Here is a 24,967-nt window from a genome sequence, read left to right as displayed (position 1 = left end):
TGAGGCAATCAGATGGCTATGACAGTCCATTGCGATATCGTCAGTGCGGAAGGGGAAATTTTCTCCGGTCTGGTCGAGTTTGTGGTTGCGCACGGTGAACTGGGGGATCTTGGTATCGCCCTGGGGCACGCACCGCTGATCACCAGCTTGAAGCCAGGTCCGATTAGTCTGACCAAGCAGGGCGGGGAAAAAGAGGTGTTCTACATCTCGGGTGGTTTCCTCGAGGTTCAGCCGAACATGGTCAAGGTCCTTGCCGACACCGTGCAACGTGCTGCCGACCTGGACGAAGCCTCCGCTCAGGAAGCCGTCAAGGCTGCCGAGAAGGCCCTGCACGAAAAAGGCGCAGACTTCGACTACGGTTCTGCTGCTGCACGTCTGGCCGAGGCCGCAGCCCAGCTGCGCACCGTCCAGCAGATCCGCAAGAAGTTCGGCGGCTAAGCCGTCCGCTTTCTGCGTGATTGATTAAAAAGGGTAGCCTCGGCTACCCTTTTTCTTTTTCCGACACTCATCATCTGGTCGCAGCCGCTGACCACCCAGGATTGGTAGCCAGTCATGTCTCTCGAAATCGTTATCCTCGCGGCCGGTCAAGGCACCCGCATGCGCTCGGCGCTGCCCAAGGTACTGCATCCGGTGGCGGGGCGTTCCATGCTTGGCCATGTTATCCACAGCGCTCGGCAACTTGATCCACAGCGCATCCATGTCGTGATCGGCCACGGCGCCGATGCCGTTCGTGAACGCCTGGCCGCCGATGACCTGAATTTCGTCCTGCAGGACAAGCAACTGGGGACCGGCCATGCCGTCGCCCAGGCCGTGCCGTTCATCACCGCCGACACGGTACTGATCCTGTATGGCGACGTACCGCTGATCGAGGTCGACACCCTGCAACGCCTGCTCAAGCAGGTTGCGCCACAACAGCTGGGCCTGCTGACCGTCGAGCTGGATGACCCCACGGGTTACGGGCGCATCGTGCGCAATGCCGACGGCCAGGTCACCGAGATTGTCGAGCAGAAGGACGCCAACCAGGCCCAACTTGCTATCACCGAGGGCAACACCGGGATTCTCGCCGTACCGGCCGCGCGCCTGGGTGACTGGATGAGCCGCCTTTCGAACAACAACGCCCAGGGCGAGTACTACCTGACCGATGTGATTGCCATGGCAGTCGCGGACGGCCTGGTGGTGGCCACCGAGCAACCCCTGGATGCCATGGAAGTGCAGGGCGCCAACGACCGCCGGCAGTTGGCCGAGCTGGAGCGTCATTATCAACTGCGCGCCGCCCGCCGCCTGATGGCCCAGGGCGTGACCCTGCGCGACCCGGCCCGTTTCGATGTGCGCGGTGAGGTTAGCGTGGGTCGCGATGTGGTCATCGACATCAACGTCATCCTCGAGGGCAACGTGGTGATCGAAGATGACGTGGTCATCGGCCCGAACTGCGTGATCAAGGACAGCACGTTGCGCAAGGGTGCGGTGATCAAGGCCAACAGTCACCTGGACGGCGCGATCATGGGCGAAGGCAGCGACGCCGGCCCGTTCGCCCGTTTGCGCCCCGGCTCCGTGCTGGATGCTCGCGCCCATGTGGGTAACTTCGTCGAGCTGAAGAACGCGCACCTGGGCGAAGGCGCCAAGGCCGGTCACCTGACCTACCTGGGCGACGCCGAGGTCGGCGCCCGCACCAACATTGGCGCCGGCACCATCACGTGCAACTACGATGGCGCGAACAAGTGGAAGACCGTGTTGGGGGAGGACGTGTTCATCGGCTCCAACAACTCCCTGGTTGCGCCTGTGGATATCTCCAGCGGCGCGACGACAGCAGCCGGGTCGACCATCAACCAGAATGTGGATAAATCGCAACTGGCCGTAGGGCGCGCGCGTCAGCGCAACATCGATAACTGGAAGCGTCCAGAGAAAATCAAGAAGTCCTAAGTTATCCACAACCCCTGTGGGAGCGGGCTTGCTCGCGAAAGCGTCGTGTCAGTTCATGCTGTACTGTCTGATTCGACCCCTTCGCGAGCAAGCCCGCTCCCACATTGATCTAATGATTTCTGAATTTTTCTGCCCCCGCCTTGACGATTGCACGGCAATAGGTTTTGATTGCTTACGTTATCTTTCGAATCGAAACTTATCTCGCCATGTCGAAACGCAATACGCCACAGCGCCGCCACAATATCCTTGCCTTACTCCAGGAGCAGGGTGAGGTCAGTGTGGATGAGCTGGCCAAACGCTTCGAAACCTCGGAGGTTACGATTCGCAAGGATCTCGCCGCCCTGGAAACCAACGGCCTGTTGCTGCGCCGCTACGGTGGCGCGGTGCCGATGCCGCAGGAGCTGGTGGCCGACAACGGGAAAGCCGTCTCCAGCTACAAGCAGGCGATTGCCCGGGCCGCTGTGAAGCGGATCCGCGAACACGCGCGCATCATCATCGACAGCGGCAGCACCACGGCGGCCATGATCCCTCAACTGGGCCAGCAGCCCGGGCTGGTAGTCATGACCAACTCCCTGCACGTCGCCAGGGCCCTGAACGAGCTGGAGCACGAACCGGTGCTGTTGATGACCGGTGGCACCTGGGACCCGCATTCCGAATCATTCCAGGGCCAGGTCGCCGAACAGGTCCTGCGTTCCTATGACTTCGACCAGTTGTTCATCGGTGCCGACGGTATCGATCTGGTCCGTGGCACCACCACCTTCAACGAACTGCTGGGCCTGAGCCGTGTGATGGCTGAGGTTGCCCGCGAAGTGATCGTGATGGTGGAGGCCGACAAGATCGGCCGCAAGATCCCCAACCTGGAACTGCCGTGGAGCAGCGTCCATACCCTCATTACCGATGATCGCCTGCCCGTAGAGGCCCGCGATCAGATTCAGGCCCGCGGCATCAATGTGATCTGCGCGTCTGTCAGCCAGGAGAAATAACATGTGTGGAATTGTCGGCGCCGTTGCTGAACGTAATATCACTGCAATCTTGATCGAAGGCCTCAAGCGCCTGGAATATCGCGGCTACGACAGTGCCGGCGTGGCGGTTTTCACCAACGACCAGACGCTTGAGCGGATGCGCCGCCCGGGCAAGGTCAGCGAGCTGGAACAGGCGCTGGACGCCGAGCCGCTGATCGGTCGCCTTGGCATCGCACATACCCGCTGGGCCACCCACGGCGCGCCGTGCGAGCGTAACGCCCACCCGCATTTCTCCGGCGGCGACCTGGCGGTGGTGCACAATGGCATCATCGAAAACCACGAAGCCCTGCGTGAACAGCTCAAGGCGCTCGGCTATGTGTTCACTTCCGACACCGACACCGAAGTCATCGCCCACCTGCTCAACCACAAGCTCAAGGACCTGGCGGACTTGACCGCAGCCCTCAAGGCGACCGTCAAGGAACTGCACGGCGCCTATGGCCTGGCGGTCATCAGCGCCAAACAGCCGGATCGCCTGGTGGCGGCCCGCAGCGGCAGCCCGTTGGTGATCGGCCTCGGCCTTGGGGAAAACTTCCTGGCGTCCGACCAGTTGGCCCTGCGCCAGGTCACCGACCGCTTCATGTACCTGGAAGAGGGCGATATCGCCGAGATCCGCCGCGACAGCGTGCAGATTTGGGACATCGAGGGCAAAGCCGTCGAACGTGAAACCGTTCAGTACCGCGACGGCGCCGAAGCCGCCGACAAGGGCGAGTTCCGTCACTTCATGCTCAAGGAAATCCATGAGCAGCCAGCCGTGGTGCAACGCACCCTGGAAGGGCGCATGAGCCAGACCCAGGTGCTGGTCCAGGCCTTCGGCCCGCAAGCGGCCGAGCTGTTCGCCAAGGTGCGCAATGTGCAGATCGTCGCGTGCGGCACCAGCTATCACGCCGGCATGGTCGCCCGTTACTGGCTGGAAGAGTTGGCCGGGATTCCGTGTCAGGTCGAAGTGGCCAGCGAGTTCCGTTACCGCAAGGTGGTGGTGCAACCCGATTCGCTGTTCGTCACCATTTCCCAGTCCGGCGAAACCGCCGACACCCTGGCGGCCCTGCGCAACGCCAAGGAGCTGGGCTTCCTCGCCAGCCTGGCGATCTGCAACGTGGGCATCAGCTCACTGGTGCGTGAGTCCGACCTGACCCTGCTGACCCAGGCTGGCCGCGAGATCGGCGTGGCGTCGACCAAGGCGTTCACCACCCAGCTGGTCGGCCTGTTGCTGTTGACCCTGTCGTTGGGTCAGGTGCGCGGCACGTTGGCCGAGGGCGTCGAGGCAAAACTGGTGGAAGAACTGCGCCGCCTGCCGACGCGCCTGGGCGAGGCCCTGGCGATGGACAGCACCGTGGAAAAAATCGCCGAGCTGTTCGCCGAGAAAAACCACACCCTGTTCCTCGGCCGTGGCGCGCAATTCCCGGTGGCGATGGAAGGGGCCTTGAAGCTCAAGGAAATTTCCTACATCCACGCCGAAGCCTACCCTGCCGGCGAGCTCAAGCATGGCCCGTTGGCCCTGGTGGACAACGACATGCCGGTGGTCACCGTGGCACCGAACAACGAGCTGCTGGAAAAACTCAAGTCCAACCTGCAGGAAGTGCGCGCCCGCGGCGGCCAGTTGATCGTCTTCGCCGACGAAAAAGCCGGCATGACCAACGGCGAAGGCACCCACGTGGTGCACATGCCGCACATCCACGACATCCTGTCGCCGATCCTCTACACCCTCCCGCTGCAACTGCTGTCGTACTACGTGGCCGTGCTCAAGGGCACGGACGTGGACCAGCCGCGCAATCTGGCGAAGTCTGTGACGGTGGAGTGAGTCGTCCACCAAGAGCCAGGTTTCTTGGTGATTCTGCGTAATGAATCTGAGCGGGTTTAGCGCTGCTAAACCCGCTCATTCGTCCAAGCCGCATCGTCCTTTACGCATGGCTGGCGCTTCGCCAAATAGCTGAAGAGAACCCGACTAAACATCTGGGCTCATCTTGAGAAACCAAATTTGGGTTTGAAGGTATTTTTTCTTTTTTTTCTAAATATTAAAAAAATAATTTCACTTTTCCTCATTGGAAGCCGATATCAGGCATCTCTGTGCTAGTATTTTTTCAAATCCTCAAAGAAATTGAAAAAATACGGCCATGCCCAAAAAAACAGCACCCCTCATGCCATCCGCTGAGCGGCTCCTGCGCCAGCTTGGCGAACGGATCGAGCTGGCTCGTAAGCGTCGTAAGATCACTGCGACGCAAATGGCTGCGCGTGCGGGCATGAGCGCCCCAACGTTAAGGGCGCTGGAAAGTGGCAGTCCTGCTGTAACCATAGGGGCTTACGTCTCGGTATTGGTAGCCTTGGGCCTGGAGAAGGACCTTGAATTGCTCGCGCGCACGGATGAGTTAGGCCGTGATCTGCAAGATGCTGAATTGAAAGGGCGTTCTGCAGTCGAGCACATCAAGCCAAAAGTAAAGCTGCCGCAGTTTCATTGGGACAACTTGGTCAGCGTCTCAGCAAAAGATAATAGTTCTGCATCACCAGCCGCTTATAGCCGAAGCCAGACAAGCTCTGAACTCGCTAAGAAGCTTTTAGGGGAAGACGATGCCTGAAAGGATTTTCGTCTACGCAGACTGGAATGAAACAGCACCCGTACTGCTTGGAACCCTTCATTCCCGCAGATTGGCAGGATCCGAACGTATGGAGTTTGAGTACGCGCGGGCTGTTCTTCAAACCATTCACACTCAGATTGCGATAGACCCTCGGATTCAGCCTTACGAAGGGAGGCAATATCCAGCGAGAAATTGCTTTGGGTGCATATCGGACTCCTCGCCTGATCGATGGGGGCGACTGCTGATGGATCGTCGCTTGGAGCGGGATAAAAGAGCTGGAGTCGCACCGCAGGACGCACGGCTGTTTGACTCGGACTATCTCATCGGGGTTCACGACGCCTACCGGGTAGGGGGACTGCGTTTCAAAGTCGAGGAAGAAGGAGCGTTCCTTGATGCCCATATGGAGCATGCCGCCCCACCGATGGCCCGCATGCGTGAGCTTGAAGAGGCTTCTCGTCGATTTGAAGCTGGCGAGGATCGGGGTGCTCAGGGTCAGGACTGGATTCGAATGCTCATCGCTCCAGGTGGTTCTCTGGGTGGAGCGAGGCCCAAGGCAAGCGTAGTTGATGACGATCAGGCTCTCTGGATAGGAAAATTTCCCAGTAATAGAGACGCCCACGACGTGGGCGGCTGGGAGATGGTCGTCAACACATTGGCTCAAGGCTGTGGGCTATATGTGGCTGAAGGAAAAGCGCAACGGTACGCGAGTGAGTATCACTGTTTCATGGTTAAGCGCTTTGACAGAACAGCAAGGGGGGGCCGACTTCACTTTGCTTCAGCGATGACCCTGACGGACCACCAAGATGGTGATGGGCATGAGACAGGGGCCAGTTACCTGGAGATTGCAGAGGTATTGGTCAGGGAGGGAGCCGCTGCCGACGTAGATCTTCCCGAGCTTTGGCGAAGAATTGTTTTCAACATGCTGGTTTCGAATACTGACGATCATCTACGAAACCATGGCTTCCTATTGGAGCCAGGGCGCGGTTGGCGTCTTTCGCCTGCGTATGACATGAACCCTGTCCCTGGTGACACTGGCCTGAGGCTCAACGTTTCAGAGGCTGATAACGCCATAGACCTTGATTTGGCAATGAGCGTGGCCGGCTACTTCCGCGTCTCTGCTGACGATGCCAGACAAACCATCCAAAGATTCCAGGGCGTCGTCAGAAAATGGCCCAGGGTCGCGTGCTATCTGGGCATCTCAAGCAATGAGCAGGAGCGGATGGCGCCAGCATTTGCGCTTGCTCGCTAAGCGCTATTCCAGAAAACACCGGTCAAAAAGATAAACGCTGCCCGGCTTCAGGTTTTCCAGCGTGCGCTGGGGGCGGCCGCCGTCGCCGCTTTTCTTGCGCCCGGTCTCTTGCAGGTAGCCTGCTTCGGTCATCTTCAGCAGGCGCTGGCGCATGCTGGTCTTGAGTACCGGGCGTTCGAGCACCACAGAGAAGATGCCCACGGCTTGCGGCGCGCTGAACTCGGTGCCGAGGAACATCAGCGGCAGGCTGCTGTAGAGGGATTTGGACAACAGCCGTTCCTGGACGGCGGCCACCAGGCTGTTGTGATCGAAAGGCAGTTTGATCGCGGCATCCGCGACGTCCTTGAGCGGGAAGAAACCCTGGTGCTCGGCGAGCTGGACCGCCTCGCTGGCAATCGCCAGGTAGAACGTCGACGACGACCAGCAACGCGGGTCGCGGAAGGCGTCGCCAACGGTGCCGACCTGTTCGATCCAGGCCAGTGGCATCCCTACCTTGTTGGAGTGACGCAGGCGCTCCACGGCGTCGTTCAGCGTCAGGTCTTCAACCCCCCCATTGACTACGATCCCGGGCAGCGCCCAGTGGCCGGCGAACGGTTCGGCCTCCCTGCGGTTCAAGAGAATTTCGATGGCCTGGGCTTGCCGGTTGAAGCGCAGCACGCAGAGGTCGATGGTATGCAGGTAATCGCGCGTGGGGGCGGTGCTATTGCGCATGTCGGTTTCCGTAGGTCGCATAAAGGTCATAGTTTAACGGGTCCATGCCCGGTGCCATCCAGTGGCTGGGCAGCGGTTCGCCCAGGGCCAGGCGTTCGCGCAGCAGTGTGCTGCGCACGTGGAGCCTTTCCTCCACGCACAGGATGGAAAAACGCTCCAGCAATGCCTGGCCGCGATAGAAGCTCGGCAACTGCTCGGCCACATCCTGGCCCACCACCAGCGCGATCCGCTTGCCGTCCAGGGCCAGGCTGTCGGCGAGGTGGGCGAGCAGGGTGTAACTGTAGATGGGGCCTTCGACGCCACGGGCCACGAGCTGCTCCACCCGGCTGGCGCTCACTTCGGTGCGGCACAGCGGTTGGATGTGCTCGACGATCGACTCCAGCCACTTCATACGCACCTCATAGTCGACCATTCGTTTGCCGCAAGGGTGCCTGAAACTGGGGGCCACCAGTACTCGCCGGGCCTGGCGGGACGCCTCGATCATCACCTGGGCGTGGCCGGCGTGAGGCGGATTGAAGGCACCGCCATAAAGCGCAATCTCGAACATGGCTGATCCTCTATTGGTACGTGACGTGTACTTTATCACCAAAGATCTCAAACGACATCTTCCGGATCCCATATCCAATAGATATGGTAGTGAAAAAATTTTGCAGACGAAGCTTGTTGTGAAAGTACATGTTGTGTACTGTAGCGACCATGAACAGGAGAAACCCAGCATGAACAGCCTGACTCGCAAAACCGCTTCCTTCGATGTCGATGCGCAAAAGAGCTTTACCCCGCTCTGCCCTGATGAGCTGCCGGTGCCTGGCGGCGAGCAGATCGGCGGTGAGTTGAACTTCATCGCTTCCCTGGCCAGCCTGCGCATCGGCAGCAAGGATGCCCACTCGCCCCAGGCGCCCTGGGTGGTCGCCGACCATGCGCAGATGCTCAAGCCCACCGGGCTCGCGCACGCCGACATCACATGGGTCAGTCACTGTGTGCCCGGCACCGAAGGTTTCACCCTGCTGGACGAACTGCCGACGCCTTACGACTACGACTATTTCATCTGGAAGGGCGTCGAGCCGGACCTGCACCCGTACGGCGCCTGCTACCACGACTTGCACGGCAAGCTCTCTACCGGGGTGATCGAGTACCTCAAGGGCCAAGGTGTCGAGCAGGTCATCGTCGGCGGGCTGGCGCTGGATTTCTGCGTCAAGACCACCGCGCTGCAACTGGCGGGCGCCGGGCTCAAGGTGATCATCCACTTGCCGGCCTGCCGGGCCATCAGCGAGGAGGGCGCCCTCCAGGCCATCCGGGATATGCAGCAAGCGGGCATCGCGGTGGCCGCGACTCGCGAAGAAACCGTTCAACTGGCAAGCGTGTAAGGAAGACCCATGGACAGCGCATTCGATTCAAGCAACGGCACCATCCAGAGCCTTTTGGATACCGACTACTACACCTTCACCATGATGCAGGCGGTCTTGCACCAGCACCCCAACGTGGAAGTGGAATACCAGTTCATCGTGCGTTCCAAGGAGCGGCTTGGCCACCTGATCCCGCAGATTCGGGTCGAACTGGAGAAACTCGCCGGCTTGCAACTGCGCGAAGGCGAGCAGCGGTTCCTGTTCAACAAGCGTTTTCGCGAGTACCTGACCGCCGACTTCGAACAGTTTCTTGGCCTGTTCCGCTTCAATCTGCGCTACATCCATGTGTCGGAAGTCGACGGCCAACTGCATATCCGCGTCCGTGGCCCGATGTTGCACTGCATCATGTTCGAGCAACCGGTACTGGCCATGGTCAGTGAGTTGCGCAACCGCGAGAAGTACCCGGATGTCGAGTTGGCCGACGTCACCCGCAAGCTGTACCAGAAGTTCGAATGGCTGGAGAAAAACGCCAGCCGTGAAGAGCTCGCCGAGTTCCGTGTCTCGGACTTCTCCACCCGTCGGCGGCTGTCGTTCCGGGCCCAGCGCGAAGTGGTGAGCGTCATGCGCAGCGATTTCCCCGGGGTTTTTGTCGGCACCAGCAACGCTCACCTGGCCTACGAGTTCGACCTGCCGCTGATCGGCACGATGGCCCACCAGTGGCTGATGGTGCACCAGCAACTGGGCCGGTTGCGCGAGAGCCAGAACGCCGCGCTGGAAAACTGGGTACGCGAGTATCGCGGCCGCCTGGGCATCGCGCTCACGGACTGCATCAGCACCGACTTCTTCCTCAAGGACTTCGACCTGTACTTCGCCAAGCTCTATGACGGCCTGCGCCAGGATTCCGGTGACCCTATCCTCTGGGCTGACAAGGTGCTGGACCGCTACAAGGCGCTGGGTGTCGATCCGCGCACCAAGGACCTGATGTTTTCCGACGGCCTCAATTTCGAAAAATGCCTGCCGATCCTGCGGCATGTGCGTGGCAAGGCCAAGTTCGGCTTCGGGATGGGCACCAGCCTGGCTTGCGATGTCGACGGTGTCGAGCCGCTGAGCATCGTCATGAAACTGGTGCGGGTCCATGGCGAGCCGGTCGTGAAGTTCTCCGACGATCCGGTCAAGAATGTCTGTGAGGATGTTTCGTTCCTGCGGTACGCCGCTCAAGTGTTCAACGTTGCTCTGATCAATCCACAACTGGGAGCCTGATATGACTTCGCTTGTGCAACAGACCATTGCCCGGGAACTGGGCATCGATCGCCAACTCAAACCAGGCGGTGAAGCCGCCGAGATTGCCCGTCGCGTCGCGTTCATCCAGCAGGTTCTGCGCGAGTCGGGTTGTACGTCCCTGGTGCTGGGCATCAGTGGCGGTGTCGATTCGCTCACGGCCGGGTTGCTGTGCCAGAGGGCGGTCAAGCAACTGCGGGATGAAAACCACGAGGCGCGTTTCATTGCCGTCCGGTTGCCCTACAAAGCCCAGGCCGACGAACAGGATGCCCAGGCAGCCCTGGATTTCATCCAGCCGGACGTGATCACCACGTGCAACATCGCCGCATGCGTGGACGGGCTAATGGCCGATATCGTCCTCGACGGCTTGCAGCCTTCGGCAGCGCTCACCGACTTCGCCAAGGGCAACGCCAAGGCCCGGGCCCGGATGCTGGCGCAATACGCCATCGCCAACCTGAGCCAGGGATTGGTGGTGGGCACCGATCATGGCGCGGAGGCGGTGATGGGCTTTTTCACCAAGTTTGGCGACGGTGCGTGTGACCTGGCGCCGTTGTCCGGGCTGACGAAGACCCAGGTCCGCGGGTTGGCCGACGCCCTGGGCGCCCCGGCGCACCTGGTGCACAAGGCGCCGACCGCGGACCTGGAGGACCTGGCCCCTGGCAAGCTGGATGAAGACGCCTATGGCTGCCGCTACGAGGAAATCGATGCGTACCTGATGGGCGAAGAGGTCTCGCCCGAGGCGCAACGGATCATCGAGGGCGCCTACGCCAGGACGGCGCACAAGCGAGCGCTGCCCCGGGTCCCGGCCGTGCCGATTGACGGCGAGGCCGCCTGAACAGTGTTTAATGGGACACGGATCTCGAAGGGAGTGGATGAATGACCCAGGCAACCAGCATCAAGGACCGTGTGCGGATCAAGCACGTCGAAGTCCTCTCGGACAACTGGTACGTACTGCGCAAGACCACCTACGACTACCTCGGTCGTGACGGTCGATGGCAGGAACTGACGCGCGAGACCTACGACCGGGGCAACGGCGCCACCATCCTGTTGTACAGCAAGGCCAAGCAGACCGTGGTCCTGACCCGGCAATTCCGCTTTCCGGCCTTCGTCAACGGGCACGATGACCTGCTGATCGAAACCTGCGCCGGGCTGCTCGACAACGACGACCCGCACACTTGCATCCGCAAGGAAACCCAAGAGGAAACCGGCTACGTCATCCAGGACGTGCGCAAGGTCTTCGAAGCCTTCATGAGCCCGGGCTCGGTGACGGAACGGCTGCACTTTTTCGTCGGCGAGTATTTCGACGAAGACAAGCAGCATGAAGGCGGTGGGCTGGAGGAGGAGGGCGAGGAGATCGAGGTGCTGGAGATGTCCCTCGACCAGGCCCTGGGCATGGTCGAGGCGGGGGAGATCTGCGACGCCAAGACCATCATGCTGTTGCAGTACGCGAAGCTGCACCGCTTGCTGGATTAGCCTGGGGCATCCCCACACCGAGTGGCATTGGGCGATTTCGATCACGCGCAGCCTGTTTCAAAGGCTGCGCGTTTTTTGTTCAGCTGGATTGGACTTCGCCGTCGTCCTGCCCATCGTCCAGGTACTCGTCCAGATATTCCGGTTGCTCCGGCTGGCCTGGCAGTTCGGTCACGACGCTGAAGTCGCTGATCTCGATGGCGCCCACCCCATGTCCGAGCAGGTGGAAGGAAAAGGCCTTGCGCTGTTGCGGGTTGTCAAAACTGATGTCCATCACCAGCGGCTGCTCGGGGGTTACCGCCACCTCGGTCGGCAGGTCCATGGCGACGTCCTGTTCGAACTCCTTGGCCTTCAGGGAAATATAGGCGGCGTGGTCGGCCTCCAGGGCGCGGATGGTCAGGCTGACGCGGGTCTGCGAGCCCTTGGGCATCTCCAGGTACTGGGCCCCGATCAGGTTGTCGGTCCAGTCGTTGGAGACCTGAGCCGGCAGCGGGATCTTTTCTGCGCTGCCAAATTGATAACGCTGGTTGAGAGGCGTGGGCAGCAGGGTCTGGCCCAGGGCGGTGGCCTGGGCGCTGATCAGCCGTGCGCGCTGGCCGCTGTATTGCCCACTGTAGACAGCCCGGTCGGCGATAAAGCCGGGGCTGGCGTAGGACCGGCAACGCTGCAGGAAATCGCACTCGGTGAACGTGCCGTTGCCGTCGTGATGGCGCAGTTTGCCGTTGGTGAACGACATGATCTCCCGGCCCGTCGTGTAATCCCTGAGCATCGAGCGTCCGGACAACGCCGTGGGCACCGCGAAGCCGAAGTAGTCGAGGATCGAGGCGCTCAGGTCCACGTGGCCATAGACCCCTGATTTGATCCTGGGCAATGGTTCCGGCGCCAGCATCAGGTTGAAACCCCAGGATGACGCCAGGCGCACATCGTCGATGCCATGGGATTCGTCCGAAGTGATCACCACCAAGGTGTTGTCCAGGATGCCCTGGCGCTCAAGGCCAGCCAGGAAACTGTCCAAGGCGTCGTCCAGGTAACCGACCGCCGCCTGCTTGGCAGAGTCGTAGCGTTGCAGGTAGTCATCGGGTGCGGAGTAGGGCTGGTGCGTGCCGACGGTCAGCAAGGTGAGCATCCACGGCCGGTCCGCCTGTTGCAATTGCCCGACGTAGTCCAGCGCGCCCTCGAAGAAGGTCTTGTCGTCCTTGCCCCAGGGGAATTCCAGGTAGGCGGGCTGGGTGAACCACTCCACGCCCAGTGCCGTGTCGAAGCCGATGTGCGGCATGATCCGGTCCTTGGCCATGAACCGTAGCCCGGCGGCTTGCAGGAAGTGGGTGGAGAAACCGTTCTGGCGCAATTGGGCCGGCAGGCAGGCTTGGTTGCGCTGGGTCTGGTTGAGCATTTCGACGCCCTTGGGCGTGCCGTCGTCGAGTTTGTCGTAGTCGCCGCACAACATGGCGTACAGGCCTCGGATGGTCTGGTGGCTATGCAGGACGTAATCGGGGGTGTTCATGCCCCGCTCGGCCCAGGCGCTCAGGTGCGGCATCAGGTCTTCTTGATAGGTGCTGTTCAACGCCTGGCGATTGGCACGCACGTAGGCCCCGGGAATGCCTTCCAGGGCGATGACCAGGACGTTGCGCGCGCTGCCCGGCTCGGTCAGCAAGCGTTGCCCGTCCAGGTCCAGGCGGGTGAGTCCGTCCATGGGCGGCACCGGGTCCGGGGCGCTGCCTTCGAGCCATTGCTGGGCGCGCTCCTGACCCTCGGCGAGGGCGGCGGTAGCCAATTGATGGGGCAGGTTGAACAGGTTCCACTGGTCCGCCTCGCTGGGCCGCCAGGATTGCACCGCACCGTGGATCAGCAGCACCAGCAGCGGCGCTACCCAGGCATGGCGCGGCAAGCGTGGGGCCGGTCGCGCCCGATTGAGCCATTGCACCAGCAGCCAGAACCCCAGTGCCGCGCACTGGAACGTGGCCAGCCAGGGGTGGGCGAAGCCGCCACTGGTGGAGTTCTCAACGAATTGCGGATCGATCAGGTAATGCACGTCCGAAGGGTTGGGCATCCGCCCGACGGCGCTGACCAGTTCGATGCTGGCCAGGGTCAACGCGCTCCAGGCCAGCAACACGGGCAATGCCAGCCACCAGGGGCGACGGTAGAGCAGCGCGACCAGCAACCCGCCGACGCCCAGGTCCGAGAGATAGCCCAGCGGGTCGGACCAGCCCAGCGCCAGGCGCAGGCCCATCGGGGTCAACAGCACGCAGCCGATCAAGGCAAGAAGGGGCGTGTAGGGAGGGTTTAAACGGGGGTAAAAAATTTTCACAAGCAGGCCTTCGGTCGAAGCTAATCCATGAAACAGCAGACAAACCCTGTGGAACGGGCGTGGTCGCGAAGACGGTGAATCAGCCGCTGGTTTTCATGTTGATCCGCCGCCATCGAGAGCAGGTTCGCTCCCACAGGGTTTTCCTTCGTCATCAAATTGTCACACGGCGCGATGGTACCAAGCATGCCTGCCAACGACCGGTTCAATGTCCCAGTGTCCGGCGGCGCTACGCTGTGGTTCACTGGCCCAGGCCTCTACACTGGCTGCGTAGCGCTGTTTCAGGATGTCTGGAAAACTTGTATCAGGATTTCTCATCGGGGGGCTGGATGGACAGGTTTCAGGAAATGCAGGTGTTTGTCGCCGTGGCGCTGGAGTCGGGGTTTTCGGCGGCCTCACGGCGTCTTGGCCTGTCGGCGGCCAGTGTCACGCGGGCGGTGGCGGCCTTGGAGCAGCGCATCGGTACGCCCCTGTTGGTGCGCACCACGCGCAATGTCTACTTGAGCGAAGCGGGCCAGCGCTTTCTGGAAGATTGTCGGCGGATCCTGAACGATCTCCAGGAAGCCGAGGATTCGGCGGCGGGAAGCCATGTCCAGCCTCGTGGGCAACTGGCGATTACCGCGCCGGTGTTGTTCGGCCAGTCCTTCGTTACGCCGTTGCTGGTTGACTACCTGCTGCAGTTTCCCGAGGTCAGCATCAACGCCTTGCTGCTCGATCGCAACGTCAACATGGTCGAGGAGGGCATCGACGTGGCGGTACGCATCGGCGAGTTGCCGGACAGCAGCCAGCATGCCGTGCGCGTGGGCGAGGTGCGGCTGGTGGTGTGCGGTTCGCCGGGATTTTTCGCCCGCCATGGCCGGCCCCGGCATCCCGGCGAGCTGGAGCAGATGCCGGTGGTGTTGTCATCGGCCATCAACCAGAACCGAAGCTGGACCTTCGCCGAGGGCGAACAGCCGCTGGTCGTTCGGCTCGCGCCGCGATTGGCGGTGACGGCCAACCAGGCCGCGATCAACGCAGCCCGCCAGGGCCTGGGGATGACGCGGGTGCTGTCTTATCAGGTGGCCGATCCTGTGGCCACCGGTGAGCTGGAGATTGTCTTGGCTGATTTCGAACTGCCGCCGCTGCCGATCCATGTGGTGTATCAGGGTGGGCGCAATGCACCGGCGCGGGTGCGCAGTTTTGTCGACTTTACCGTCAATGCATTGCGCCACGTCCCGGCCTTGAGGGGCTGAGGCATTATTTCCTCCGTTGAAATAATGGATTGCGTTTGCGGGTGATTCTCGAGTTATCGGTTCAAGCGCAGGATGACTCCATCGACGCCGTTCCGGTGATGGCGTCCACCTCAGCGGAGTCGACCATGAAACCCATCAAGCACTACCATTTCCCGCTTTCCGGCCATTCCCATCGCGTTGAACTGATGTTGTCGTTGCTTGAGCTACCCGTCGAGGTGGTGTTCGTCGATTTGGCCAAGGGTGCCCATAAAAAACCCGAGTTCCTCGCCATCAACGCCTTTGGCCAGGTACCGGTCATCGATGATGACGGTGTAGTGCTGGCAGACTCCAATGCCATCCTGGTGTACCTGGCGCACAAGTATGGCCAGGGGCGCTGGTTGCCAACCGACCCGATTGGCGCCGCACGGGTGCAGCGCTGGCTGTCGGCCGCGGCTGGGCCGATCCATGCCGGCCCTGCCACGGCGCGGCTGATCACGGTGTTCGGCGCGGCCTATAACGCCGAGGACGTGATTGCCCGTTCTCACGCCCTGCTCAAGGTCGTGGATCAGGAACTGAGCCACAGCCCTTATCTGGCGGGAGACACCCCGACCGTCGCCGACATCGCCGGCTACACCTATATCGCCCATGCGCCGGAAGGCAACGTGTCGTTGGAGGACTATGCCAACGTGCGGGCATGGCTGGCGCGGATCGAGGCGTTGCCGGGGTTCGTGGGCATGCCGCGTACGGTGATCGGGCTGCAGAAAACGGCTTGAGCCATCGACCACGACCTTGCGGCCAGGGAGCCGGCTCCCTGGCCATGGTCGTCATGCGTACGAAAGCGCCTTTTCCTCCAGCAACTCTTCATACAGCTCCACCCACTTGCGGCCCATCTCTTCGGCGGTGAACAGCAGTCGGTAGCGGGCTTCGGCCTTGGCGCCCATCGCGTGCGCCTGCGCCGGGTTATCCCAGAGGGTGCGCATCGCTTCGCGGAACGCGTCGGGATCGCTCGGGGGCACCACCAGGCCGGTTTCGTTGTGGATGTTGATGTAGCTGGTGCCGGTGCCGATTTCGCTGGAGATCATCGGCTTGCCGAACATCGCGCCTTCGAGCAGGGAGATACCGAAGGCTTCGGAGCGCAGGTGCGAGGGAAACACGATGGCGTAGCTCAGTTCCAGCAGCGCGACTTTATCTTCATCCCCCAGGCGCCCGAGAAAGTGCAGGTTGCGCAAGCCCAATGCCGCGGCTTGGGCGTGCAGCGCTTTTTCCAGCGGGCCCGCGCCCATGATGACCACGGGATAATCCGCGCCCTTGAGGGCGTCGAGCAGGATGTGCAGGCCCTTGTAGTAGCGCATCACCCCAACGAACAGAAAGAAGCGCTCGCCTAGTCTGGCCTTCCAGCCCGCCATGCGCTCGGCGTCAGGCTGTGGATAACTGCTCTTGTTCAGGCCATAGGTGATGAGCCGGGTTTTGTCCGGGTAGTCCTTGAGCACATCGCTGGTGTGCACATAATTGGGCGATGCGGCGACGATGCGATCGGCGCCGTCCAAAAAGCGTCGCATCAACGGTTTGTAGAGCTTGAGCAGGTTGCGCTGGCGAACGATGTCGGAGTGATAGGTGACCACATAGGGCTTTTTCACGGCGCTGAAAAAATGCACCAGGTCCATGAACGGCCAGGGGAAGTGGTAGTTGATCACGTCCGCTTCGGCGGCGAGCTCGCGAAACTTCTTGAAGACACTGTAGGAAAAACCGGTGGAAGCCAGTTGGAAATCCATCCTGGCTTGATGAACATCATGTTGTCGGATCCGGATAGGGTCGGCAGCGGGCTCCCTGCTCAGCGACAGTACGGTGTTATTGACGCCCAGCCGGTCGGTGCTGTCGCACAGTTGGAAAATGACCTGTTCGATGCCCCCCATGGAGTCAGGCAGATAGGTTTTGTAAAAGTGCAGGACTCGCATTCAACCTCCCAAAACCTGGCGATACGCGCCCGCGGTCACCTTGGCGCAGCGCTCCCAGGAAAACAGCGCCGCTTGTTGCAATCCCGCTTCCCGACACGCCTGCCAGTGCAGCCGATCTTCCATTAACCGTAGCATGGCTTCGCGCAGGCCCTGGTGGTCGTGCGGCTCGCAATAGTTGCCGGCCAGCCCGGCCACCTCCGGCATCGCCGAGCAGCGGGTGGTAATCACCGGTGTTCCAGTGGCCATCGCTTCGAGCACCGGCAAGCCAAAGCCCTCGTAGAGCGAAGGGAAGATCAGTGCGCGTGCGCCGGCCAAGAGTTGGGCGACCTGCTCGTCCGGCAGGTACCCGGTCAGACAAACATGCCCGTCAGCCAGGGCTTTTCGCAACTCTTCATTGAACTGCCCTTGTTGCCATCCGCCCATTCCTACAATGAGTAAAGGAAAGGCCTGACGGATGGACTCGGGCAGCCCGGCATGGGCGCGAAGAGCCAATGACAGATTCTTGCGTGGCTCCAGGGTGCCGACACACAGGAAATAACGCCCCGCCTCCACGCCATGGGCCTTGAGCACCGCGTCGATCGCTTCCGGTTCGCGCGGGTGGAAACGGGCCGCCACCCCCAGCGGCGCAACCCTCAGGCGCTCGGCTGGCAGGCCGAAATGCTGCTGGGCCTCATCGGCGATGAACTGCGAGTCGGTCATGATCAGTTGCGCCTGCTCCACCGCCCGGCTGAGCCGTCGCTCGATTTCCTTCAAGCGGGCCGCCGGTTGCGTCTCGGGGTAGCGCAGGTGCGTGAGGTCATGAAGGGTGATCACCGTCGGCCCTTCGAAGGCCAGCGGCCAGAGGCTGGGTTCGTGATACAAGTCGATAGCGTTTGAGCGGCGTTGATCGAAGCGTTTCTGTTCCAGCCAGCGCCGCGCCTGATAGGCGCCCGGAACCCGTCGCAGCAATGGGCTCAGCTTGGAATAACCAGGCTTGGCTGCTTGCGGCAACTGCCGGCTCCAGCCCCAGCCGTGGAACAGCGACAACTGCACGTCCGGTTCCCGGGCCAGGGCGGTGGCCAGCTCTGCTACGTATTGGCCGATGCCGGTGCGCGGCGCCTGGAGAATCCGGGCGTTGAGGGCTATCCGCATGCTGTTTCCCGGTCGACGACCCTTTGCCCCACATGGTGTTCGATCCGCTCCACCAGTTGTGCACTGGCCTGGCGCCAATTCAGCCATTGCCATTGATCCAGGTTGCGCTTGGCCGGGAATACCCCGGTGTGTTCCATGTCGAGAACCAGGTTCGCCAGGCTCTGGGGGTCGTCGAGGTCGAAGTAGGTCATGAAATCACCGCCGATTTCCCGGAACACTTCGATATCGCTGCCCATTGCCGGCAAGCCGCGTTGCATGGCCTCCACCAACGGCAGGCCGAAGCCTTCCACGTAGGATGGGAATACCAGGGCGGTGGAGTGTTGATAGGCGTGCTCCAGGCTTCGATCCGCCAGGTTGTTGAACATGAACAGGCGGCTGTCGAGTTGTGGATGACGCTTGATACGTTCGATCAGGGCTTCGCATTTCCAGCCGACCTTCCCGACGATGCATAACCTTGCCCGTGAACCGGCAGCCCAGGCCCGCTCGAAGGCATCGAGCAGATACGCATGGTTTTTGCGCGGTTCGATGGTGCTGACCATCAGGAACACCGGCTCGGGCTGCTGGAACAGACGCGACAGGTTTGGGTCAACGGTTTGCGAGGTGTCGGCCAAGTCCAGTTCGCTGCCCAGATGGAAATAGTCGAACCAGCGTTCGCGCACCTGTTGCTCGCCGAGGCGTCGGACCATTTCCTGGCGAAGCTGGTCACGGATGGTGAGCGAAATGGCGATGTAGCCGTCGGCGGTACGGGCAATCCAGTCGAACCAATGGTTGAACACCTTGACCAGCCCGGCGTCGCAGAATTGCGGATGGGTCAGGGGAATCAGGTCGTAGATCACCGAGATGATCCCGACGCCGTCACGCTTGAGTTGTTCGGCCAGGGGAAAGAAGCCCGAGTGCCAGGAAGAATCGAGCAACACCAGTTGATCGCCGGCTCGATGTGCCAGCGGTACGCTGCGTTCCGGGCCTGGCTTGCGCTTGAGCAGGCGATCGAGGATTCGAATGGGGATGCTCAGGCAGCCCAGGGCAAACAGTCGGCAGGCAATGTACAGGAAGCGGCGCGCCCAGATCGACTGGCTGAAAGGCCGCTGCTGTTCCAGAGACCTGTGCCTGACCCAGAACAGATTGGCGAACTGCAGCAGCCGTACGCGCAGGCCGGCCAGGTCCAGCCCGCTTGTGGGCAAGGGCGCCAGGCTTTTCACTTCGTACAGCTTGCCCTGCAGCATCACTACCGGAATGCATTCGCGTCCCCGGTCCTTGGCCGGTAGTTGGCGAATAACGTTGCGCACCACTCGCTGAATGCCCGAGTTGTCATTCGGGTGGTCGTATACGTAGGTGCAATCGACCAGCAGACGGGTCATGGCAACTCCTTTTGCGCCAGTGCTTCGACGGCCGTCTGGCTCGAACGCTGGATGCTGGTCCGGGCCTGGAGCCAGGAACAGCCGACGAAGTCTTCCTGGCGATTATTGATCACGTGGAACACCAAGCCGTAGTCGCGCCATTCGAAATTGCGGTCCAGGTGCGAATCCAGCCGCGACAGGCTCAGGGCAACGGAGTAGTTGCCCTTGCCCAGGCGCATGTCGAAGCTGAAGCGGAAGGTGATCTGTTCACCGGCCTTGAGGTCGGTCACCGCCTTGTCCTGGCGGTGGGTGTTGATGCCGTACATGGGTTGGCCAAGGCGGTCCTTGATCAGGAAACCCAGCACCAGGCGCTCGATGTCCTGGCGAATCTCGACCCGGACCTGCAGCACCATCGGCTGGCCGATCTCGGCCACTTCCACCGCCTGGCCCTGGCTGTTGAGCAGTTGCACATCGAGGATGCCGGCCTCGCCGGTGCCGGAAATGGTCCGCACCTGGCCGTTGGCGAGCATTTCCTGGCGCACCACCTGGCCTTCGCGCTGGGCCAGCATGGCGTTGTAGTAGTCCATCACTTCTTCGGGCTTGCCGTGCATGGCCATGCGCCCGTGTTCGAGCAGGATGGCGGTGTCGCAGATCGACTGGATCGCCGAGCGGTCATGGGACACGATCAGCAGCGTGGTGCCGGCCTTGCGGAAGTTGCGGATGCGCTCGAAGCTCTTGTGCTGGAAGTAGGCATCGCCCACCGACAGCGCCTCGTCGACGATCAGGATGTCCGGGCGCCGGGCCGTCGCGACGCTGAAGGCCAAGCGCATCTGCATGCCGCTGGAATAGGTGCGCACCGGTTGGTCGATGGCCTCGCCAATTTCGGCGAACCCTTCGATCTCGGGCATCAGCGCCTGGATTTCCTCGACCTGCATGCCCAGCAACTGGCCGGCCATGAACGCGTTCTGACGGCCGGTGAAATCCGGGTGGAAGCCCATGCCCAGTTCCAGCAACGCGGCGACGCGGCCTCGCAGCTGGATCTGGCCGCAGGTGGGCTGGGTGGTGCCGGTGATCATCTTCAGCAACGTGCTTTTACCGGCCCCGTTGACCCCGACGATACCGACGGCTTCACCGGGCTGGATCTCGAAATCCACCCCTTGCAGGATCCAGTGCAACTGATGGCGCTGGCGGGAAAAGGGGATCAACCATTCGAACAGCCGGCTCCATCGATTCGGGTACTGCTTGTAGGCCTTGCCCAGGCCACTGACACGTAGATGTCCCATCAGAGTTCGTCCACCATTTCACCGCCGCGCGTGCGAAACAGGCGTAGGCCGGTGATGCACAGCAGCAGGCCCACGACCAGCAACGGCAACAGCGAGCCCCAGTCCGGCCACTGGTTGTAGAGGAACAGGTTCTGGTAGCTCTGCATCAGGGCGGTCATGGGGTTGAGGGCCAGCCATGGCTGGACCGAAGGGGGGAGGATCGTGATCGGATAAACGATCGGCGTGAGCCAGAACCAGAATTGCAGGCAGATACCGAACAACTGGCCGACATCACGGAAAAACACGTTGAGAATCCCCAGAAGCATGCCCAGCCCCGCGGCGAACATGATTTGCAGGGCCAGCAGCGGGACCAGCGCCAGCAAGCTCAGGCCTGGCCAGCGCCCGGTGATCAGCAGGAAGCCGAGGAACAGCCCGAGGATGATCGCGAAGTTGATCCCGGCGTTGAGCAGCACGATCACCGGCAGGCAGATCCTGGGGAAGCTGATTTTTTTCAGCAGGTTGGCGTTTTCCAGGAACATGCCCTGGCTGCGGGTGGTGATCTCGGCGAAAAAACCCCAAGTCAGCAACCCGGCGCAAAGGTAGACGCTGTAGGCCATGCCATCTTCCACACCCGGCAGGCGAGCCCGCATGATGTGGGAAAAAATCACCGTGTACACCAGGATCATCGACAGCGGATTGAGCACCGTCCACAGCGCGCCGAACAACGAGTTGCGATAGCGCGCCTGGAACTCGCGCTTGACGCTGCCCAGGACGAAGCCGCGATAGCTCCACAGAGTGCGTTGCAGGGTCAATAACATCAGCCGGCCCTGCCGTAGTGATCCTCGAAGCGAACGATGTCGTCCTCCCCCAGGTATTCGCCGCTCTGCACTTCGATGATGACCAGGTCGATGACGCCGGGGTTTTCCAGGCGATGCTTGTGGCCGGCGGGGATGAAGGTCGACTCGTTCTTGGCCACCAGGTGCGAACCCGAGCCGTTGTTGGTGACCTTGGCCATGCCTTCGACCACCACCCAGTGTTCGTTGCGATGGTGGTGCATCTGCAGCGAGAGCGAGGCGCCCGGCTTGACCACGATGCGCTTGATCTTGAAGCGCGGGCCCTCTTCGAGCACGGTATAGCTGCCCCAGGGGCGGCTGACCGTACGGTGCAGGCGATAGGCTTCGTGCGCCTTGTCCTTGAGCTGCCGGGCCACGCGACGAACCTCCTGGGCGCGGTCGGCATGGGCCACCAGCACGGCGTCGGCGGTGTCGATGATGATCAGGTCTTCCACGCCCAGGGCCGCCACCAGGCGCCCGTCGCTCTGGACGAAGTTGCGCTGGCTGTCCATGAACAAGGCCTCGCCCGTGGTGCGGTTGCCTTGCGCATCGGCCGGCACCAGGCCGGCGACGGCGGTCCAGGAGCCGATATCGCTCCAGTCGAAGGCCGCCGGGATCACCACCACGTTGGCCGAGCGTTCCATGAGGGCGTAGTCGATGGAGATGTCCGGCATGTCGGCGAAATGTTCGGCGGACAACTCCTGCTGCACGCAACCTGCCGTCTCCACGGCCGTGCTCGCGGCGATGCAGGCGCGGGCCTTCTCCAGCAGTTCGGGGGCGTGGGTGTGCAACTCCGCCAGCAGGGTCTTGGCTGAAAAGCAGAACATGCCCGAGTTCCACAGGAAGCGGCCGCTCTCCAGGTAGTGGGTGGCGGTCTGCAAGTCGGGCTTCTCGACGAAGCGCACGACTTTGGCCGCGCCCCGAGTGTCCAGCGGCTTGCCTCGTTCGATGTAGCCGAAGCCGGTTTCCGGTGTCGTCGGCAATACGCCGAAGGTCACCAGGTGGCCGCGCTTGGCCAGCTCCACGGCGTGGTCCACGGATGCCTTGAAGGCGGCTTCATCCTGGATCAGGTGGTCGGCGGGCATCACCACTAGGATCGTATCGTCGCCGTGCAGGGCCTGCACGGCGAGGGTGGCGGCGGCAATCGCGGGTGCGGTGTTACGACCCGTCGGTTCCAGGACGAAGTGCCCGCGATGGCGCTCCAGGTGGGCGTTCTGATAATGGTCGCGGCTCTGGAAGTAATACTCTCGATTGGTGACGGTGACGATATCGCCCCTGCCGTCGAACAACCCTGCGGCGCGTCGGTAGGTCTTGCCCAGCAACGACTGGCCGTCGGGCAAGACCATGAAGGGTTTCGGATGGCCCTCGCGGGACACCGGCCACAATCTCGTCCCGGCACCGCCGGAGAGAATCACGGGAATGAGCATGGCCTACTCCTTGGCGACGCGTTTCATGTCCGCATCCATCATCATGCGGATCAGGGTGTCGAGGTCGGTCCTGGGCTTCCAGCCCAGCACTCTCTGGGCCTTGGCCGGGTTGCCGAGCAACACCTCGACCTCGGCCGGGCGGAAAAACGCCGGGTCGATCTTCACGAAGTCCCGGTAGTCCAGGTCGACGTGTTCGAAGGCGATCCTGCACATTTCCCGCACGGTGGTGGTCACGCCGGTGGCCACCACGTAATCGTCGGGCTTGTCCTGTTGCAGCATCAGCCACATGGCCTCGACGTAATCGCCGGCGAAGCCCCAGTCACGCTTGGCGTCGATATTGCCCAAGCGCAACTCCTGCTGCTTGCCCTGCTTGATGCGAGCCGCGGCATCGGTGACCTTGCGGGTCACGAACTCGATTCCGCGCAGGGGTGACTCATGGTTGAAGAGGATGCCGCTGCTGGCGTGCAGGCCGAAGCTTTCACGGTAATTGACGGTGATCCAGTGGCCGTACAGCTTCGCCACGCCATAGGGGCTGCGCGGGTAGAACGGCGTGTGTTCGTCCTGTTGCTCGGCCTGGATCAGGCCGAACATTTCACTGGTGGACGCCTGGTAAAAACGGGTATGGGGACTGAATTGGCGAATGGCTTCGAGCAGGTGGGTCACCCCCAGCCCGTCGACGATCCCGGTGGTCACCGGCTGGTCCCAGGAGGCGGCGACGAAGCTTTGCGCGGCGAGATTGTAGACCTCGTCCGGCGCCGACTTGATCACGGCCCGCTGTACCGAGCAGGCATCGGCCATGTCGCCGTCCAGGTAGACGATGTCCTGTTCGATACCGGTCTCGCGTAGTCGCCAGCGTGAATCGCTGCTTCGCCGCGCCACCAGGCCATGGACCCGGTAACCCTTGTCGAGCAGCAGCTTGGCCAGATACGCGCCATCCTGGCCGGTGATCCCTGTGATCAATGCACTTTTCATTCTTCTCGTACCCGTATCTCCCAGTCGGACAGGATCGCCCGCAAGGATTGTTGTGTTGTTGTTTCAGGTATCCATCCCGTGGCCTGCTGCAGCTTGGCGGGGCTGCCACAGACGCGACGTTGCTCTGCACGGCGCAGGCGCGCAGGGTCCTGGATCAGTTGCACATCGACCTGGGCGATGTCGGCCAATTGCTCGATGAGGCTGCGAATACTCTGCTCGCGGCCCGAGCAGATGTTGTAGACCTGGCCCGGCACGCCGCTGTCGAGCAAGGCCAGGTAGGCCGAGATCACGTCGCCGACGTCGAGGAAGTCGCGGGTCACGTCGATGTCGCCCACTTGCAACCGGGCCGGTTGCAGGCCTTGCTTGATCCGGCTGATCTGGCGGGCGGCGCTGGCAATGACGAAGCTGTCCTTCTGGCCGGTTCCAATGTGGTTGAACGGACGGGCCACCAGCACCGGCCAGCCCTCGCTCATGCCCCATTGCAGGCTCAACAGCTCGGCTGACAGTTTGCTCACGGCATAAGGGTTGCGCGGGGCGGCGGGTTGCGACTCGGTGATGGGCAACTGGCTCTCGCTGACCTGGCCATAGACGTCACCGGAGCTGATGTACAGGAACGTTCCGCTGAACCCCCGGGCCTTGAGGGCCTGGAGAAGATTCAACGTGCCCAGCAGGTTGATCTGCAGGGTACGTGCCGGGTCACGAAAGGCTTCGGGGACGAATGTCTGCCCCGCCAGGTGGATCACCGCGTCGGGTATTTCGGGCCAGAGGGCTTCCAGGGTCTTGCTGTCGGTCAGGTCGTAGCGGGCGGCGGCGGGCATGACGTGCCAGGCCGAATCGGGAGCATCCAGACGTGATTTGATATGACGTCCTACGAAACCACTGAGGCCCGTGACGAACAGACGTTTTTTCAAGCACCAACCCCCTTTGAAGAGTGCCTCATGCCTGGCTGAGTCGAGTAGGAAATCTCCGTA

At 61.8% G+C, this 24,967-nt stretch carries 23 protein-coding genes; 12 read left to right on the top strand and 11 right to left on the bottom strand.

The window, feature by feature from the left end:
• The first annotated feature begins 12 nt into the window (after nt 1–12).
• The 6 genes from V3H56_RS27610 to V3H56_RS27585 all read left to right on the top strand — a co-directional run bounded on the left by V3H56_RS27610 (nt 13) and on the right by V3H56_RS27585 (nt 6,761).
• On the top strand, nt 13–438 hold the full coding sequence (locus tag V3H56_RS27610) for a F0F1 ATP synthase subunit epsilon (protein ID WP_024777790.1): 426 nt from the start codon (nt 13–15) through the stop codon (nt 436–438).
• Nucleotides 439–552: 114 nt separating this feature from the next.
• The gene (gene glmU, locus V3H56_RS27605; protein WP_123579289.1) at nt 553–1,920 is read left to right on the top strand and encodes a bifunctional UDP-N-acetylglucosamine diphosphorylase/glucosamine-1-phosphate N-acetyltransferase GlmU; all 1,368 of its coding nucleotides are present in this window, start codon (nt 553–555) and stop codon (nt 1,918–1,920) included.
• 206 nt (nt 1,921–2,126) lie between these two features.
• The gene (locus V3H56_RS27600) at nt 2,127–2,903 is read left to right on the top strand and encodes a DeoR family transcriptional regulator (RefSeq protein ID WP_042727803.1); all 777 of its coding nucleotides are present in this window, start codon (nt 2,127–2,129) and stop codon (nt 2,901–2,903) included.
• A gap of 1 nt (nt 2,904) precedes the next feature.
• Nucleotides 2,905–4,740 (top strand): glutamine--fructose-6-phosphate transaminase (isomerizing), encoded by a 1,836-nt coding sequence (glmS, locus tag V3H56_RS27595; protein WP_053150624.1) that lies wholly within the window; start codon nt 2,905–2,907, stop codon nt 4,738–4,740.
• 313 nt (nt 4,741–5,053) lie between these two features.
• Nucleotides 5,054–5,512 (top strand): helix-turn-helix transcriptional regulator, encoded by a 459-nt coding sequence (locus tag V3H56_RS27590; RefSeq protein ID WP_042727801.1) that lies wholly within the window; start codon nt 5,054–5,056, stop codon nt 5,510–5,512.
• Nucleotides 5,505–6,761, top strand: coding sequence for a HipA domain-containing protein (locus tag V3H56_RS27585; protein ID WP_042727800.1), 1,257 nt, complete (start codon nt 5,505–5,507; stop codon nt 6,759–6,761). The genes V3H56_RS27590 and V3H56_RS27585 overlap by 8 nt, the downstream gene beginning before the upstream one ends.
• Before the next feature lie 3 nt (nt 6,762–6,764).
• Here V3H56_RS27585 and V3H56_RS27580 read toward each other — a convergent pair whose 3' ends face one another.
• Nucleotides 6,765–7,472, bottom strand: a complete 708-nt coding sequence (locus V3H56_RS27580; RefSeq protein ID WP_123579287.1) for an NUDIX hydrolase — start codon at nt 7,470–7,472, stop codon at nt 6,765–6,767.
• Nucleotides 7,462–8,019 carry an adenylyltransferase/cytidyltransferase family protein gene (locus V3H56_RS27575; RefSeq protein ID WP_047739381.1) on the bottom strand — a complete coding sequence of 186 codons (558 nt, stop codon included), beginning with the start codon at nt 8,017–8,019 and terminating at the stop codon, nt 7,462–7,464. Before V3H56_RS27575 ends, V3H56_RS27580 begins: the two co-directional genes overlap by 11 nt.
• 169 nt (nt 8,020–8,188) lie before the next feature.
• On the opposite strand from V3H56_RS27575, the gene V3H56_RS27570 reads away from it, so the two are divergent.
• The 4 genes from V3H56_RS27570 to nudK are packed head-to-tail and all read left to right on the top strand — an operon-like array spanning nt 8,189 to nt 11,566.
• On the top strand, nt 8,189–8,836 hold the full coding sequence (locus tag V3H56_RS27570; protein WP_047739382.1) for an isochorismatase family protein: 648 nt from the start codon (nt 8,189–8,191) through the stop codon (nt 8,834–8,836).
• Between the two features lie 9 nt (nt 8,837–8,845).
• Entirely contained in the window at nt 8,846–10,075 is a 1,230-nt protein-coding gene (gene pncB / locus V3H56_RS27565; protein ID WP_047739383.1) for a nicotinate phosphoribosyltransferase, read from the top strand.
• A 1-nt stretch (nt 10,076) separates the two neighbouring features.
• Entirely contained in the window at nt 10,077–10,928 is an 852-nt protein-coding gene (gene nadE / locus V3H56_RS27560; protein WP_047739384.1) for an ammonia-dependent NAD(+) synthetase, read from the top strand.
• 41 nt (nt 10,929–10,969) lie between these two features.
• Nucleotides 10,970–11,566: a GDP-mannose pyrophosphatase NudK gene (gene nudK / locus V3H56_RS27555; RefSeq protein WP_047739385.1), complete on the top strand. Its 597-nt coding sequence runs from the start codon at nt 10,970–10,972 to the stop codon at nt 11,564–11,566.
• A gap of 79 nt (nt 11,567–11,645) precedes the next feature.
• Here the strand turns inward: nudK and V3H56_RS27550 are convergent, their stop codons facing one another.
• A complete protein-coding gene (locus V3H56_RS27550) occupies nt 11,646–13,793 on the bottom strand; it encodes a sulfatase-like hydrolase/transferase (RefSeq protein ID WP_338474795.1) in 2,148 nt (715 codons plus the stop codon).
• Between the two features lie 404 nt (nt 13,794–14,197).
• Here V3H56_RS27550 and V3H56_RS27545 point away from each other — a divergent pair, with 404 nt between their 5' ends.
• Both V3H56_RS27545 and V3H56_RS27540 read left to right on the top strand, forming a co-directional pair.
• Nucleotides 14,198–15,100 carry a LysR family transcriptional regulator gene (locus V3H56_RS27545; RefSeq protein ID WP_047739386.1) on the top strand — a complete coding sequence of 301 codons (903 nt, stop codon included), beginning with the start codon at nt 14,198–14,200 and terminating at the stop codon, nt 15,098–15,100.
• A gap of 125 nt (nt 15,101–15,225) precedes the next feature.
• Nucleotides 15,226–15,852 carry a glutathione S-transferase gene (locus V3H56_RS27540; protein ID WP_042731404.1) on the top strand — a complete coding sequence of 209 codons (627 nt, stop codon included), beginning with the start codon at nt 15,226–15,228 and terminating at the stop codon, nt 15,850–15,852.
• A 51-nt stretch (nt 15,853–15,903) separates the two neighbouring features.
• On the opposite strand, the gene V3H56_RS27535 is transcribed toward V3H56_RS27540, so the two are convergent.
• Genes V3H56_RS27535 through V3H56_RS27500 form a run of 8 tightly spaced genes read right to left on the bottom strand, consistent with a single transcriptional unit; the run spans nt 15,904 to nt 24,907 of the window.
• Nucleotides 15,904–17,034, bottom strand: coding sequence for a glycosyltransferase family 4 protein (locus tag V3H56_RS27535; protein ID WP_042731402.1), 1,131 nt, complete (start codon nt 17,032–17,034; stop codon nt 15,904–15,906).
• Nucleotides 17,035–18,165, bottom strand: coding sequence for a glycosyltransferase family 1 protein (locus V3H56_RS27530; RefSeq protein WP_338474063.1), 1,131 nt, complete (start codon nt 18,163–18,165; stop codon nt 17,035–17,037).
• The gene (locus V3H56_RS27525) at nt 18,156–19,523 is read right to left on the bottom strand and encodes a glycosyltransferase family 1 protein (protein WP_338474062.1); all 1,368 of its coding nucleotides are present in this window, start codon (nt 19,521–19,523) and stop codon (nt 18,156–18,158) included. The genes V3H56_RS27530 and V3H56_RS27525 overlap by 10 nt, the downstream gene beginning before the upstream one ends.
• Nucleotides 19,520–20,785: an ABC transporter ATP-binding protein gene (locus tag V3H56_RS27520; protein WP_338474061.1), complete on the bottom strand. Its 1,266-nt coding sequence runs from the start codon at nt 20,783–20,785 to the stop codon at nt 19,520–19,522. Before V3H56_RS27520 ends, V3H56_RS27525 begins: the two co-directional genes overlap by 4 nt.
• A complete protein-coding gene (locus V3H56_RS27515) occupies nt 20,785–21,582 on the bottom strand; it encodes an ABC transporter permease (protein WP_047739389.1) in 798 nt (265 codons plus the stop codon). The genes V3H56_RS27520 and V3H56_RS27515 overlap by 1 nt, the downstream gene beginning before the upstream one ends.
• Nucleotides 21,582–23,024: a mannose-1-phosphate guanylyltransferase/mannose-6-phosphate isomerase gene (locus V3H56_RS27510; protein ID WP_042731397.1), complete on the bottom strand. Its 1,443-nt coding sequence runs from the start codon at nt 23,022–23,024 to the stop codon at nt 21,582–21,584. The genes V3H56_RS27515 and V3H56_RS27510 overlap by 1 nt, the downstream gene beginning before the upstream one ends.
• A 3-nt stretch (nt 23,025–23,027) precedes the next feature.
• Complete coding sequence (gene gmd, locus V3H56_RS27505; RefSeq protein ID WP_042731396.1) at nt 23,028–23,996, bottom strand: GDP-mannose 4,6-dehydratase; 969 nt, start codon at nt 23,994–23,996, stop codon at nt 23,028–23,030.
• Nucleotides 23,993–24,907, bottom strand: coding sequence for a GDP-mannose 4,6-dehydratase (locus V3H56_RS27500; RefSeq protein WP_123579279.1), 915 nt, complete (start codon nt 24,905–24,907; stop codon nt 23,993–23,995). Before V3H56_RS27500 ends, gmd begins: the two co-directional genes overlap by 4 nt.
• Between the last annotated feature and the right edge of the window lie 60 nt (nt 24,908–24,967).

The organism is Pseudomonas sp. MS646 (genome assembly GCF_036693845.1).
Taxonomy (GTDB): domain Bacteria; phylum Pseudomonadota; class Gammaproteobacteria; order Pseudomonadales; family Pseudomonadaceae; genus Aquipseudomonas; species Aquipseudomonas chlororaphis_E.
The sequence above is the reverse complement of the archived record's forward strand: the minus strand, read 5'-3'. Positions and strand labels throughout refer to the sequence as shown.

Bases quoted from the DNA above. Each gene is read 5' to 3' on its own strand.
- V3H56_RS27535 (WP_042731402.1), bottom strand. From the start codon at position 17,034: ATGCGAGTCCTGCACTTTTACAAAACCTATCTGCCTGACTCCATGGGG.
- V3H56_RS27585 (WP_042727800.1), top strand. From the start codon at position 5,505: ATGCCTGAAAGGATTTTCGTCTACGCAGACTGGAATGAAACAGCACCC.
- nudK (WP_047739385.1), top strand. From the start codon at position 10,970: ATGACCCAGGCAACCAGCATCAAGGACCGTGTGCGGATCAAGCACGTC.
- gmd (WP_042731396.1), bottom strand. From the start codon at position 23,996: ATGAAAAGTGCATTGATCACAGGGATCACCGGCCAGGATGGCGCGTAT.
- V3H56_RS27510 (WP_042731397.1), bottom strand. From the start codon at position 23,024: ATGCTCATTCCCGTGATTCTCTCCGGCGGTGCCGGGACGAGATTGTGG.
- pncB (WP_047739383.1), top strand. From the start codon at position 8,846: ATGGACAGCGCATTCGATTCAAGCAACGGCACCATCCAGAGCCTTTTG.
- V3H56_RS27550 (WP_338474795.1), bottom strand. From the start codon at position 13,793: ATGGGCCTGCGCCTGGCGCTGGGCTGGTCCGACCCGCTGGGCTATCTC.
- glmS (WP_053150624.1), top strand. From the start codon at position 2,905: ATGTGTGGAATTGTCGGCGCCGTTGCTGAACGTAATATCACTGCAATC.
- V3H56_RS27590 (WP_042727801.1), top strand. From the start codon at position 5,054: ATGCCCAAAAAAACAGCACCCCTCATGCCATCCGCTGAGCGGCTCCTG.
- V3H56_RS27600 (WP_042727803.1), top strand. From the start codon at position 2,127: ATGTCGAAACGCAATACGCCACAGCGCCGCCACAATATCCTTGCCTTA.
- V3H56_RS27540 (WP_042731404.1), top strand. From the start codon at position 15,226: ATGAAACCCATCAAGCACTACCATTTCCCGCTTTCCGGCCATTCCCAT.
- nadE (WP_047739384.1), top strand. From the start codon at position 10,077: ATGACTTCGCTTGTGCAACAGACCATTGCCCGGGAACTGGGCATCGAT.
- V3H56_RS27525 (WP_338474062.1), bottom strand. From the start codon at position 19,523: ATGACCCGTCTGCTGGTCGATTGCACCTACGTATACGACCACCCGAAT.
- glmU (WP_123579289.1), top strand. From the start codon at position 553: ATGTCTCTCGAAATCGTTATCCTCGCGGCCGGTCAAGGCACCCGCATG.
- V3H56_RS27530 (WP_338474063.1), bottom strand. From the start codon at position 18,165: ATGCGGATAGCCCTCAACGCCCGGATTCTCCAGGCGCCGCGCACCGGC.
- V3H56_RS27610 (WP_024777790.1), top strand. From the start codon at position 13: ATGGCTATGACAGTCCATTGCGATATCGTCAGTGCGGAAGGGGAAATT.
- V3H56_RS27545 (WP_047739386.1), top strand. From the start codon at position 14,198: ATGGACAGGTTTCAGGAAATGCAGGTGTTTGTCGCCGTGGCGCTGGAG.
- V3H56_RS27575 (WP_047739381.1), bottom strand. From the start codon at position 8,019: ATGTTCGAGATTGCGCTTTATGGCGGTGCCTTCAATCCGCCTCACGCC.
- V3H56_RS27580 (WP_123579287.1), bottom strand. From the start codon at position 7,472: ATGCGCAATAGCACCGCCCCCACGCGCGATTACCTGCATACCATCGAC.
- V3H56_RS27520 (WP_338474061.1), bottom strand. From the start codon at position 20,785: ATGGGACATCTACGTGTCAGTGGCCTGGGCAAGGCCTACAAGCAGTAC.
- V3H56_RS27515 (WP_047739389.1), bottom strand. From the start codon at position 21,582: ATGTTATTGACCCTGCAACGCACTCTGTGGAGCTATCGCGGCTTCGTC.
- V3H56_RS27570 (WP_047739382.1), top strand. From the start codon at position 8,189: ATGAACAGCCTGACTCGCAAAACCGCTTCCTTCGATGTCGATGCGCAA.